This is a genomic window from Methylotenera oryzisoli (genome assembly GCF_004661485.1).
GTDB lineage: Bacteria > Pseudomonadota > Gammaproteobacteria > Burkholderiales > Methylophilaceae > Methylotenera > Methylotenera oryzisoli.
Genome location: NZ_PQVH01000011.1, coordinates 66,506 through 80,198 on the forward strand (window position 1 = coordinate 66,506; position 13,693 = coordinate 80,198).

Sequence of the window (13,693 nt, forward strand, 5' to 3'; positions counted from 1 at the left end):
GTTCCTGCAAACTGCATAAATTTAGTGCATTAAAAAACCACTTCAATATTGAAGTGGTTTAAATTTGGTAGGCAGTAGCAGATTCGAACTGCTGACCTCTTGGATGTCGACCAAGCGCTCTAACCAACTGAGCTAACCGCCTATACTTGATATTGCCCTACGCACAACAAAGCCTTTATTACTTTTATTTACTTGGCAATTCTAAACAGGGCACGATTTTAGCCGATTGTGACATCAGGCGCAAACAGAAATAACAACAGCTCAGTAAAAACAATCACAATAATCGTAGTATTTTCTGAGAAACTTAAAATACCAAGTTTGATAATGGTAATTATAGATACGCCTATGGATATAGCACCTATAAATATAATTAGTGCAATAGTAAATTTTGGTACAGACTAGGGCTCGCATAGCCGTCTGCCGGCAACTGTTGCTGAACTTGGTAAGCACGCACTGCAGCCTGTGTCTGTAATCCAGGCAGTCCATCTGCCACTCCTGCATCAAAACCACGGGCATTTAATTGATTCTGCAGGTCTAGCATCTGTTGATAGCTAAGTGCGCCGCCCTCAGCAAAATCTCCGCCCATGATCGCTGACTCTTGGTTTAAAAGTTTAGCCAGCTGCGCGACTGAAAGTGCATAGTTAACCGAACGGTTCCACTGCATAATGATGTCGAAATTATCAAATACCATAAATGCAGGCCCTTGCCAGCCTTGTGGTAACAAGAGAGATGCCGTCGCTGTTGCATTTGACAACAAATCAGATACTTGCGTACGTACTACATCATTATTCAGCACCGATTGTGATGCTGTTGAATTCACGCGCTCAGCTACAGCATCAACACCTGCTGCTACAGACTCTTCATTACTAGCAAGCGGATAAGCCTGTACCCCTAATTTAGCCCATGCTAGCGGCGTTTTCTTGATTGCCAACTGTGCACTTTGCCAATCAAAGCTCGCTGGCAATTTGACCTCCAGCATCACCGGCGCACCTGCTTGCCACCCTATACTCGCAAGATAATGTGCGGCGGAGGCAAAAGCATCTGGCAGTGAGTTGGTTACATCAATCAACCCATCAGCATCACCATCCACGGCATAAAGCATAAAGGTAGTGGGCATAAACTGCATATTGCCAAAAGCACCAGCCCACGAGCCTTTAAAGCTTTCAGCGTCAACATAGCCAAGGTCTACCATCAACAGCGCATCTAGCAATTGTGATTTAAAGAAATCAGCGCGGCGCCCTTCATAAGCCAGCGTAGCTAAGGCAGACAGAATATCAATATTGCCCTGCACATTGCCGTATTGCGTTTCCATGCCCCAAAATGCAATAAGTACCTGCTTGGGTACGCCATACTGGGCTTCAATCTGCGCCAATAGTGCCTGATGCTTAAGCAACAAGGCGCGCCCTTTTTGTACTTTCCTATCATCTACACGTTGAGCAAAATACTCTAAAAATGGACTGATAAACTCAGGCTGCGCCCTATCCAATTTAATCACGTTCGGTAAATACACTGTGCGATTTACAAAGCTCAGTGTGGTTTCATCCGCCATACCAAGCGCCTTGGCTTCGTACCTTACATTTTCAAGCCAAGTATAAAAATCTTCTTTGGCTACCACATTGCTCGCAAACAGCAACATACAGCCCATCAACATCAATTGTAAATGTTGCAGCATATTCAGGTGTTTAATCATGCGCCAGCTCCGACAGTAGCGCTTGATAGCCTGCTTGGTAATCAGGATATTGCAGCACAAAACCGGTTGCCAGCATGGCTTGGTTACTTAGCCGCTTTCCACCACTCGCTATGGGCGCTTCAGAGGGCGTCAATTTCAATTGAACTGCAATCCAGTTCAGTACTTCATACTGTCTAACAGGTTGCGAGTCAGTCACAATATAACAAGGCTTAATCTGCTGACCAGCAAAAACCTGCTGTATCAGATACACCATAAAATTTGCTGCATCATCCCGGTGAATGCGATTGGTCCAGCCGTCGTAAGCTGGCCAGCGTTCTGGTGCTTTTGCCAGATTAATCATGCGCAAACGCCCTGGGCCATAAATGCCAGATAGCCTTAGTACCGTAGTATCACAGGATAGTGTATTTAATAAAGACTCAGCCTCTAACAGACGCTCACCACCAAAATCAGTTGGATCAGCAGTGACCATTTCGTTTAACAGCTCATCTGTTTGTTGACCGTAAACGCGCGTACTTGAAACAAAAAATACATGTTTCAATTGCGGGTTATCACGCTGTGTTAGCAAAACATTACTTAGCCCATCAACATAAGCCTGCTGGTATTGCGCATCAGTTTGACCGCCAGCAGCGACGCAATACACCAGAATATCCGGTTGAATCATGCGTAAGGCATCTAACGAACTGGGCATTGTTACATCAGCTTGAATCATATGCGCCTGCGCTGTAGCCTTTGGCGTTCTGGCAACCGCATAAACTTCTGCGTTTGAGTTAGTTAAACGCTTGGCTATTGCGCTGCCTAAATCACCATAACCTACGATTAATACTTTTGATGGCGGCTCTTTATTCATGTTGCTGTATATATCTTTCGGCAAGAAACAGCGCGACGATGGTCTTGCTATCGGTAATTTCACCTTGCAGCACAAGTTGTATCGCGTCTGCTAAGGATAGATCAAATATCTCTAAAGCCTCATCCTCATCACATTGACTAGTACCGGCAGTCAGGTCACGTGCCAAGTAGATATGTATCACTTCATTGGAGTAGCCTATACATGGATGTTGCTCGCCGAGCTTTACCCAATCCTTGGCAATATATCCGGTCTCTTCCAGTAACTCTCGCTGGCCAGTCTGCAATGTTGCCTCATTTGCATCTATCTTACCTGCAGGTAACTCAATAAAGACCTGATGTAATGGATACCTAAACTGACGTTCAAATACGATATTGCCACTAGCTAATACAGCAACAACAACTACTGCGCCAGGGTGTGTCACATACTCACGCTGACTGATATTGCCATTAGGCAAACGTACTTGATCACGCTTAACACAAAGAAAATCGCCTTGCGCTAAATCCTCTGTACTAATGCAATGCTCAGTCAAGTCCATGTCAAAACCTTTTAATTGCTAATTTCAAAATAGTGATGTGCTGTATGCCTGTAACAGGTTGGATAAAGCAATTAGTGATAGAAGATAATAGCAAAAGACTAAACTTCAAGTAAGGCTGATGATTAAACGACTTTAAGCACTAACACTAGCATCGGAAAATACTAGCGTTAGCGATTAAATGGAATGGTTAGATAGTTTTCTTCCACAGTACTTTGTATACAAAGCCCGGGAATGCAAAAACCAAGAACAAAAAGCTGGTGACAGCGTAAAACTCCCAGTCCTGCGGGGCAACCTGACCAAAGGTTGCGCGCTCCGCATACTGCGCTAAAACACCCACCAAGAAGTAGAGGATGATAAGCTCAAGCAGGCACCAAGCTATATTTTTGGTGCCGGTTGCGGCCTTGAGCGGAATAATATAAAACAGCTTATCTGAAAACCAAGGCAGATTCGCAGCCAAGAACATAATGCCTAGCAATACCCAAATAGTCATTTAGCTTAAGCTTCTGCTGATAGCGTAAAAACAGATAGTCATTAACCCTTGCGGCATGATGCCAATTGCTAATAAAGCTAATGCATTCATGCTTAGAATAACGCGCATATCGAATGGCGCTGTAATCGGGCTATTATCTTCTGGTTCATCAAAGTACATCAATTTGATAACGCGTAGGTAGTAAAACGCACCTATCACTGCCATTAGTACAGCAAACACCACCACCCACAGGAAGCCAGCCTGCAATGCCGCCTGTAAGACAGCGAACTTAGCATAGAAGCCCAATGTTGGCGGAATGCCTGCCATGCTGAACATCACGATTAACATTAAAAACGCTACCCAAGGACTGCGCTGATTCAGACCTTTTAAATCACTCAAGTTTTGTGCTTCAAAACCCTTACGTGATAACAGCAGAATAATACCGAAACCGGCTAGTGTCATTACCACATAGCTAGCGATGTAGAACAAAGCGGAGATATAGCCGTTGCCGCTTGCACTCATCAAGCCTAGCAGCACAAAACCCACGTGAGAAATTGTAGAGTATGCCAACATACGTTTAAGGTTAGTTTGGGCAATCGCCGTCACGTTACCCAGTACGATAGATAACACTGCCATAATTAATAGCATTTGCTGCCAATCTATAGCCATAGTCTGTAGCGACTGAGCCAGCAAACGAATCACAAATGCGAAAGCTGCTAACTTAGGTACTGAGCTAATCAACATGGTTACTGCTGTAGGTGAGCCTTCGTAAACATCTGGCACCCACATCTGGAACGGCACAGCACCCAACTTAAATGCCAAGCCAGCTACAATAAACACCAAACCTAATACCAATACGGCATGGATGCCACTGCCATTCATTAGCACATGATTAATGTCAGAAATATTCAAGCTGCCGGTCATGCCGTAAATCATACTCATACCGTATAGCAGCATGCCTGATGCCAAAGCACCCAACACGAAGTATTTCATAGCAGCTTCGGTCGCAAAATGATTATCGCGATCGAGTGCAACCAAAGCATATAAGCTAAGAGATAGCAGTTCTAAACCAACATAAAGGGTGAGCATGCTCTGGCCAGAGACCATGATCATCATGCCCACAACAGAGAACAAGACTAACGCATAGAATTCACCGCGAAACATATTGCGTAACTGTATATATTGTCTGGTGTAAACAAAGATCAATGAAGTACCCACGTAAATCATTAACTTCAGCACATCAGACATTGCATCATCTACAAAAGCACCTGTAAATGCATAGCCGACGCTAGGCACATGTGTCGTCACTGTAAAATAGGCAGCTAACAGCAAGCCTAGCTGAGACAATCCGTAAATAGCAATGCGATTAGACTGTTTTAAAAACAGATCAGTAATCAATACTAGCATTGCCATCCCTAACAGGATGATTTCAGGTAAGGCGGTAATGAGGTCGTAACGTATATTTTCCATGACTTATAAGCCTGCTGGCAGCTTGCTATTTGCTAGATGTGAAAGAAGTTGAGTAACCGTTGCATTGGTCATATCTGTGAGTGGCTGTGGGTAGATACCTACGGCCAGCACTAAGATTGCCAATATTGCTAAGATAAAGAACTCACGTTTGTTTAAATCTTTAAGCGCTTGCACATTAGCGTTAGCAACCTCACCGTAAAATACGCGCTTAACCATCCATAAAGTATAAGCAGCGCCGAAGATTAGCGTAAATGAAGCCAAGAACGCGTACCAGAAGTTAACTTGGATTGCGCCTAAAATCACCATAAACTCGCCGACAAAACCAGAAGTACCAGGCAAGCCGCTGTTCGCCATTGCGAACAATACTGCAAATGCTGCAAATGCTGGCATCGTGTTTGCCACACCACCGTAAGCGTCAATCTGGCGGCTGTGTACTCGGTCATACAGCACACCCACGCACAAGAACATGGCTGAGGAAATGAAACCATGCGAAATCATTTGTACAACAGCGCCTTCTAACCCTAAGTTATTAAAGATAAAGAAACCTAAGGTAACAAAGCCCATGTGTGAAATTGAAGAATAAGCAATCAGCTTTTTCATGTCTTTTTGCACCAGTGCCACCAATGCAATATACACAATCGCAATCAGTGACAATGTAATCATGAAACCTGATAAGTAATGGGCAGCATCAGGCGCAATTGGCATAGCAAAGCGTAAGAAACTGTAACCACCTAACTTCAGCGCAATTGCCGCCAACACTACAGAACCGCCTGTTGGCGCTTCAACGTGGGCATCCGGCAACCAGGTATGCACTGGCCACATTGGAATTTTTACCGCAAATGCCGCAAAGAACGCCAAGAAAATCAGCACTTGAACACTCAGAGGCAGTGGCAACTGATAATAGTCTGAAATCGCGAAGCTACCGGTTTGATGGAACATATAAATAAACGCAACCAGCATGAGCAATGAGCCAAGCAGCGTGTACAGAAAGAACTTAACCGTAGCATACACACGGTTGGGGCCACCCCAAATACCAATCACCAAGAACATTGGGATAAGCATCGCCTCCCAGAAAACATAGTAGAGAATCGCATCCAATGTACTAAACACGCCAATCATGAGGCCGCTCATGATGAGGAATGAGGCCATATATTGGGCAACACGCTTCTCGATTACTTCCCATGCAGAAATCACAACAATTACTGTAGTAAAGCTAGTGAGCAAAATCAGAGGAATCGCAATACCGTCAGCACCTAAGTGGTAATGAATATTGAAAGACATAATCCACAAAAAACGCTCTTGGAACTGAAAGCCGCCATCAGCAAAATTAAAGTGTGTATACAGCGGAATTGTGACCAAAAAGCTCACAACACTGCCGAACAAGGCTAACCATCGGGTGAGGTTAGGTTTGCTGTCATTTGCGGTAAAGAGTACCAACACGCCTGCCAATACTGGCAGCCAGATGGAAAAACTAAGGATATGTTGCAAAAAATATTCAAGCATTTTTTATACTTTAGAAAAGAATTAAATCTTTAAAAGACCAAGAGATAGCATTAAAAACACGCCAATAATCATCGCGAATGCATAGTGATAAATCAAACCAGTCTGAAGCTTGCGCACCACACCAGATAACTTGCCGATCAGATTAGCCGTACCATTCACCATAGCACCATCGATCACTTTAACATCGCCGATTTGCCATAGTTTATTACCTATAAACCTTGAGCCTGCCGCAAAGAAACGATCATTAAAACTATCAAATCCGTATTTATTTTCTAAAATCTGATTAATCATGCTGAACTTAGCCTGAATCGCAGCAGGGATATCAGGACGCTTCATGTAGAAGAACCATGCCAGCACCACCCCAGATGCAGCCAATGCAAACGGCAGCGTCATCAATCCATGAACAGCCATGCCTACAGGCGAATGGAAAATGGTATGCCAATGATGCGCAAGCTCATGCATTGCAGGGTGCGCATGTGCATCTACAAAAATAACACCTTTAAAGAAATCACCAAACAGCATCGGTTCAATTGCAAAATAACCGATTGCTAACGATGGCACTGCCAACAGGATCAATGGCAATTTAACCACCCAGCCCGGCTCATGCGGATCATCCGTTGGACTTAAACCGTGATGATGTTCTTCATCATGATCATCATGGTGATGTGCGTCATGTTTAACTTCGCGCCACTTCTCTTTACCGTGAAACACCAAGAAGTACATACGGAAACTATAAAAAGCGGTTACGAACACACCGGTTAACACTGCAAAGTAAGCGAAACCGCTACCAGCTACTGTAGAGAACTTCGCTGCTTCAATAATGCTGTCTTTAGAGTAGAAACCTGACAACAATGGTGTACCAATTAAGGCTAATGAGCCGATTAGAGAGGTAATCCATGTTATCGGCATATACTTTTTCAGATTGCCCATATTACGGATATCTTGATCATGGTGCATGCCCATAATCACAGAACCTGCGCCTAAGAACAGCAATGCCTTAAAGAACGCATGGGTCATTAAGTGAAATATAGCAACTGAGTAAGCTGATGCGCCTAATGCAACAGTCATATAGCCTAACTGTGACAACGTAGAGTAAGCCACCACACGTTTAATATCGTTCTGGATGATGCCCAAAAAGCCCATAAACAATGCAGTGATGCTACCGATAACAATCACAAAGGATAATGCAGTAGATGACAGCTCAAATAGTGGTGACATACGCGCCACCATAAAGATGCCTGCAGTCACCATAGTTGCGGCATGGATCAACGCTGAAATTGGAGTTGGACCCTCCATTGAGTCAGGCAGCCATACGTGTAAAGGCACTTGTGCAGATTTACCCATGGCGCCGATAAACAACAATATACATGTCACTGTCATCAACGACCATGATGCATTGCCAATCAGGTTGATTTTAGTGTCTGCCATTGCAGGCGCTACTGAAAACACCGCTGCATAGTCAAGACTGCCAAAGTGGAATAAAACCAAGCCTATGCCTAACAGAAAACCAAAGTCACCCACACGGTTCACTAAAAATGCTTTTAAGTTAGCGTAGATAGCGGTAGGACGTGTGTACCAGAAACCAATCAATAAGTAAGAAACCAAACCTACTGCTTCCCAGCCAAAGAATAGTTGCATGAAGTTATTGCTCATCACCAACATCAGCATTGAGAAGGTAAACAACGAGATATAGCTGAAGAAACGTGCGTAGCCTTTATCTTCGTGCATATAACCGATGGTATAAATATGAACCATTAATGAAACAAAGGTCACCACTACCATCATCATGGCACTGAGCCTATCGATTAAGAAGCCGATTTCAAACGAAAAATTTCCACTCTTCAACCAAGAATAGACCGTTTCATTATAAGGTTGGCTAACCATGGCATCTTTTAGCACATACACCGACAAGGCAAAAGAAATCGCCACACCAGCAATGGTCACCACATGGGCTGCGGCTCTAGGCAAATACTTGCCAAATAGACCGATAATCATTGCGGCCAATAATGGAAGCAAAGGAATTGCAAGATAGATTTGTTGCATACTCATGCTAAACACTTAGCCTTTCAGACTGTCTAAATCGTCAACGTTGATAGTGCGTAAATTTCTAAACAACACAACCAAGATTGCCAAACCGATAGCAGACTCTGCAGCAGCTACCGTTAAAATGAAAAATACAAAAACCTGACCTGCAATATCATTCAGATAATGTGAGAAAGCAATAAAGTTAAGGTTAACTGCCAATAGCATTAACTCAATCGCCATCAATAAAATAATCACATTTTTACGATTCAAGAAAATACCAACCACGCTAATCGCAAATAGCAATGAACCTAAAATCAGATAGTGAGATAAACCGACCATTATTTAGCCCCTTTATCATCAGCCTGCGCTGATGTATCTACCACATCATTTTTTTCCACTTCGGCTTCCATTTTTACAATTCTTAGGCGGTCTGCTTTTTTAACCAGTACCTGTTTCGCTGGATCCATAGACTTACTATCTTTGCGATCACGTAGAGTCAGTGCGATGGCGGCCACAATAGCCACCAACAACACTACTGATGCCAATTCAAAAGGTAGCAAATAATCGGTATATAACACACGACCTAGCTCTGCCGTGTTGCTGTAATCAGCAGGATGAGCAGCTGGCGCTGGAACCACATCAGCGCCAAAATTACGTGCGCCTACAATCATCACCATTTCTACCGCCATCAAGCCGCCTACTGGCAACGCAATCGGCAAGGCTTTCCAGAAACCTTCGCGCAATTTATCCAGATTGATATCCAGCATCATCACCACAAACAAGAACAGCACCATCACCGCACCCACGTACACCAATACCAGTGCGATTGCTAGGAACTCAGCCTCAAGCAACAGCCAAATGCCCGCCGCAGTAAAGAACGCCAATACAAGATAGAGCGCCGCATAAACAGGATTACGTGTGGTAATAACACGTAATCCTGCGATCAGCAGGATAGTTGCGAGCGTATAAAAAACGATGTCTTGAAAATGCAAGCCAAAAAATGTCATATTTTTAAATGGTTATCTGTTAAAAGTACTTAAACGATGTATGAAGGCTTTATTATTAATAATTAGCATCAGATGCTTAAACTTATTATTACTAATCTAAATAGTTTGTTATCTAAACTGCTGACTATCTATATTGCTTATCTTGCGCTCTATCAGCCGCAATTTGTTTCTCATGTTTGTCACCTACCGCCAATAGCATCTCTTTGGTATAGAGCAAATCACCACGTTGCTCACCGTGATAATCAAACACACGCGTCTCTACAATAGAATCCACAGGGCAAGACTCTTCACACAAACCACAGAATATACATTTGGTCAGGTCAATATCGTAACGTGTGGTGCGACGCGTATTATCTTCACGCTGCTCAGACTCAATCGTAATCGCCATCGCAGGACACACGGCCTCACACAGCTTACAAGCAATGCAACGCTCTTCACCATTCGGGTAACGACGCAATGCATGCAAACCACGGAATCGATTTGATTGAGGTGTATTTTCCTCTGGGTATTGAACCGTAATTTTAGGTGCAAAAAAGTAACGGCCGGTAAGCGCCATGCCCTTTAGCAACTCCCATAACATTAAGCTACCTAATGTTTGTTTAATCGATTTAATCATAATTTATTCAAAACCTAATCACTAAACTTAGCGAAAAAAACCTAGTGAAAGAAAACTTTAGTGAAACAAATGAGCCCAAGGAGTTTGCATCATGCCACCTACAAACACAATCCACACAATAGTAATTGGAATAAACACTTTCCAGCCTAAACGCATAATTTGGTCATAGCGATAGCGCGGGAAAGTTGCCCTAAACCATAAGAATAAGAATAAAAGGAAGCCAACTTTAGCCAGCAACCATAAGAAACTGTCTGGAATAAATGGCACAGGCGATAACCAGCCACCTAAGAACATCAATGCTGCCAGCATTGAAACTAGAATCATGTTGGCATACTCAGCCAAGAAGAATACTGCAAACGCCATCCCTGAGTATTCAACGTGGAAACCCGCAACAATTTCAGACTCACCCTCGGCTACGTCAAAGGGTGCGCGGTTCGTTTCAGCAACTGCACTAATAAAGTAAACAATAAACAAAGGGAATAATGGAATGAAGTACCAATGCCAGAAACCACCTTCTTGTCCTAAAACAATTTTGCCTAGGTTTAAACTGTTAGCGCACATCAACACGCCCACCAGTGCAAAACCCATCGCAATTTCGTATGAAACGATTTGTGCGGCTGAACGCAAGCTACCTAAGAATGCATATTTAGAGTTAGATGCCCAGCCCGCGATAATCACGCCATAAACAGCCACGGAGGTCATGGCAAGGATATAAAGCAAGCCTGCATCTACATCTGCGAGCACCATATTCAAATCAAACGGAACAACCGCCCAAGCTGCAAATGCCGGAGCGATTGCCAACACTGGACCTAACAGGAACAATGCCTTATTAGAAGCCGTAGGCAGAATCACTTCTTTAAACAAGAGCTTGATACCATCTGCTAGCGGCTGAAGCAAACCGAAGTAACCAACGCGGTTAGGGCCGATACGCACTTGCATATAGCCGATCACTTTACGCTCAGCTAACGTTAGATAAGCAACAGCACCCATCAGCGGCGCCACGATTGCAATAATTTTAATCAAAGTCCAGCCAGTGATTTCAACTGCTGGCCAGTAACTACCAAATAGATTTGATAACCATTCCATTAGGCACGCGCTTCCGTAATGTTTTTATTAATATCCAGTAATTGCTGCGGAGACAGTTTCTCAACTGTGATATCTCCCATTAATTCACCAAGACCGATGGTCGCCTCGTGTGCAGCTGCCACACGCACACAACCCATCGCCACATGATCATCTAAACGTACGGTTAATACCGCGCTACCCTTGTCTTGTTTAACCAACACATGGTCACCTTCAACCAAGTCTAAAGCTGCTAACTGACGGCTGCACATACGTGCCATTGGTTTGATGTTGTATTTGGTTTTTTGTAATGGCGGTGAGCGTCGTACAATCGGATCAGACTCATACTGCGGCACTTCACCAATACGTTGCAGACCATCATGTTTGATATTCACCTGAATTTCAACCAACTCTCTCAAGTTGTTATTCAAACTACGCCAAACGACAGCAGATGGCTTCTCGCCTGCAAAAATCGCATCTTTAACTTGCTCGCTAGATTCAAAATCAAACCCAGCTAAACCTAAGGTATTGGCTAACACACGCAATACTTTCCATGCTGGGCGAGACTCACCTAAAGGTCTAACTGCCGCAGCAAAACTCTGCACACGTCCCTCCATGCTCATGAAAGTGCCTGAGGTTTCGGTGAACGGGGTGATAGGTAATAAAATATCCGCATTGTCTAGTGCTTGTGATTTATAAGTAGTCAGCGCAACCACACACTCAGCTTTTTCCATCGCGGCTTTTGCTAATGCGGCATGCTGGCAATCAAGCTCAGGCTCAATATTTAATAACAGATAAGCTTTGCGTGGTATTTCCAGCATTGCACGCGCGTGCATACCGGTACTTGATGGCATTACCCCCATCATATGCATACCAGTACTATTTGCCGCGGCTGGCAAGATACCGCCTTTAGCGCCAGTAATGCCGCCAATAGCCTCCGCCATACTGTACATTTCAGTAAAGCGTGGATCGCTTAATGCCATATTACCCAAGAAAATACCAACCTTTGGTGCGATTAAGTCATAGTCTTTGCCATGACCAGCCAAGCTCTCTGCGATTGCCTGTGTGTTTGGACGTACTTTAATGTCATCCAACAACGCAGTAAGTGATGGTGGTAAGCATAGTGACAAACGTTGCAAGCCAGACATCGCTTTCAAGATTTGACCCAGCACATTGACCATGTCGTTTGGACGCACAATCACTTTATGCGCAATATCCATCAACGGATCATTATCCAAAGGACTTACCACAGATAGCTCAGCACCATTCGCCACAGCTCTACGGAAGCGCTGTGCCAATAATGGATGCTCATTACGCAAATTAGAGCCAATCACAATAATACGGTCTAGCTCTTCAATTTCATGGATATTACAACCCATCCATGGTGTACCTAAACGCTTACCATCTAATCTAAAATCAGTTTGGCGTAAGCGATAATCCACATTGCCGCAAGCCAAGCCATTCGCTAGCTTCTTAGCAAGGAAACCTTCTTCCATGGTGCTATTTGGCGAAACCAACACACCTAATGCTTCGCCACCATGTTCATTGGTGATATCTTTTAATTGGCCAGCAGCGAATTCAAGCGCAGTTTTCCAATCGGTTTCTACCCATGCACCATTGTGTTTAATCATTGGCACTTTGAGGCGGTCAGGACTGTTAAGACCTTCGTATGAGAAACGGTCGCGGTCAGACAACCAGCATTCGTTGATACTTTCTTTTTCACGCGGTAACACACGCATGACTTTATTGTCTTTCACGTGTACTTCAATATGTGAGCCTAAGCTATCATGTGCTGCGATACTTGGTCTGCGTGTTAATTCCCAGCTACGTGCTGAGTACCTGAACGGTTTGCTTGTTAACGCGCCAACTGGACACAAATCAATAATGTTGCCAGATAATTCCGAGTTAACACTTTTATCTACATATGCGGTAATTTCAGCATGTTCACCACGGCCAATCATGCCTAGCTCTTGCATGCCACCCACTTCTTTTAAGAAGCGCACACAACGCGTACATTGAATACAGCGTGTCATGTCGGTACTGACTAATGGACCGATGTTTTTGTTAAATACCACACGCTTTTCTTCGGTGTAGCGAGAACCACTCACACCGTAAGCAACAGCAACGTCTTGTAAATCGCACTCGCCACCCTGATCGCAAATTGGGCAATCTAACGGGTGATTAATCAGTAAAAACTCCATCACACTTTGCTGCGCTTCAATCGCAGATTTTGATCGTGTGAATATCTTCATGCCGTCAGCAACCGGAGTTGCACATGCAGGCAATGGCTTGTTAAATTTTTCCACCTGTACCAAACACATGCGACAGTTTGCTGCCACGGATAATTTAGGGTGGTAGCAAAAACGTGGAATCGCAATACCGACCTTATCAGCTGCATCAATAATGGTGCTGCCGTGCTCGACTTCTATCGATTTACCATCTATTTCAATATTCAACATTATGTATTTT

The 13,693-nt window shown here is 43.8% G+C and carries 12 protein-coding genes and 1 tRNA gene; all 13 read right to left on the reverse strand.

Annotation, left to right across the window (positions count from 1 at the left end; translation table 11 throughout):
* Nucleotides 1-65: 65 nt before the first annotated feature.
* The 13 genes from C3Y98_RS09060 to nuoG all read right to left on the reverse strand — a co-directional run bounded on the left by C3Y98_RS09060 (nucleotide 66) and on the right by nuoG (nucleotide 13,683).
* Nucleotides 66-142: transfer RNA gene (locus C3Y98_RS09060), tRNA-Val, on the reverse strand.
* 228 nt (nucleotides 143-370) lie between these two features.
* The gene (locus C3Y98_RS09065) at nucleotides 371-1,690 is read right to left on the reverse strand and encodes a lytic murein transglycosylase (protein ID WP_135278278.1); all 1,320 of its coding nucleotides are present in this window, start codon (nucleotides 1,688-1,690) and stop codon (nucleotides 371-373) included.
* On the reverse strand, nucleotides 1,683-2,537 hold the full coding sequence (locus tag C3Y98_RS09070; protein ID WP_135278279.1) for an SDR family oxidoreductase: 855 nt from the start codon (nucleotides 2,535-2,537) through the stop codon (nucleotides 1,683-1,685). Before C3Y98_RS09070 ends, C3Y98_RS09065 begins: the two co-directional genes overlap by 8 nt.
* Nucleotides 2,530-3,072, reverse strand: coding sequence for an NUDIX domain-containing protein (locus C3Y98_RS09075; RefSeq protein ID WP_135278280.1), 543 nt, complete (start codon nucleotides 3,070-3,072; stop codon nucleotides 2,530-2,532). The genes C3Y98_RS09070 and C3Y98_RS09075 overlap by 8 nt, the downstream gene beginning before the upstream one ends.
* A 187-nt stretch (nucleotides 3,073-3,259) precedes the next feature.
* The gene (locus C3Y98_RS09080; RefSeq protein WP_135278281.1) at nucleotides 3,260-3,562 is read right to left on the reverse strand and encodes a DUF2818 family protein; all 303 of its coding nucleotides are present in this window, start codon (nucleotides 3,560-3,562) and stop codon (nucleotides 3,260-3,262) included.
* Nucleotides 3,563-5,011, reverse strand: coding sequence for an NADH-quinone oxidoreductase subunit NuoN (gene nuoN / locus C3Y98_RS09085; protein WP_135278282.1), 1,449 nt, complete (start codon nucleotides 5,009-5,011; stop codon nucleotides 3,563-3,565). It abuts the gene before it with no gap.
* A gap of 3 nt (nucleotides 5,012-5,014) precedes the next feature.
* On the reverse strand, nucleotides 5,015-6,514 hold the full coding sequence (locus C3Y98_RS09090; protein WP_135278283.1) for an NADH-quinone oxidoreductase subunit M: 1,500 nt from the start codon (nucleotides 6,512-6,514) through the stop codon (nucleotides 5,015-5,017).
* 21 nt (nucleotides 6,515-6,535) lie between these two features.
* Nucleotides 6,536-8,563 (reverse strand): NADH-quinone oxidoreductase subunit L, encoded by a 2,028-nt coding sequence (gene nuoL / locus C3Y98_RS09095; protein WP_135278284.1) that lies wholly within the window; start codon nucleotides 8,561-8,563, stop codon nucleotides 6,536-6,538.
* Between the two features lie 9 nt (nucleotides 8,564-8,572).
* A complete protein-coding gene (gene nuoK / locus C3Y98_RS09100) occupies nucleotides 8,573-8,878 on the reverse strand; it encodes an NADH-quinone oxidoreductase subunit NuoK (protein WP_135278285.1) in 306 nt (101 codons plus the stop codon).
* Nucleotides 8,878-9,546, reverse strand: a complete 669-nt coding sequence (locus tag C3Y98_RS09105) for an NADH-quinone oxidoreductase subunit J (RefSeq protein WP_209308778.1) — start codon at nucleotides 9,544-9,546, stop codon at nucleotides 8,878-8,880. The genes nuoK and C3Y98_RS09105 overlap by 1 nt, the downstream gene beginning before the upstream one ends.
* 124 nt (nucleotides 9,547-9,670) lie before the next feature.
* Entirely contained in the window at nucleotides 9,671-10,162 is a 492-nt protein-coding gene (nuoI, locus tag C3Y98_RS09110) for an NADH-quinone oxidoreductase subunit NuoI (RefSeq protein ID WP_135278286.1), read from the reverse strand.
* Between the two features lie 57 nt (nucleotides 10,163-10,219).
* Nucleotides 10,220-11,248, reverse strand: a complete 1,029-nt coding sequence (gene nuoH, locus C3Y98_RS09115) for an NADH-quinone oxidoreductase subunit NuoH (protein ID WP_135278287.1) — start codon at nucleotides 11,246-11,248, stop codon at nucleotides 10,220-10,222.
* Nucleotides 11,248-13,683 (reverse strand): NADH-quinone oxidoreductase subunit NuoG, encoded by a 2,436-nt coding sequence (nuoG, locus tag C3Y98_RS09120; protein WP_135278288.1) that lies wholly within the window; start codon nucleotides 13,681-13,683, stop codon nucleotides 11,248-11,250. Before nuoG ends, nuoH begins: the two co-directional genes overlap by 1 nt.
* Between the last annotated feature and the right edge of the window lie 10 nt (nucleotides 13,684-13,693).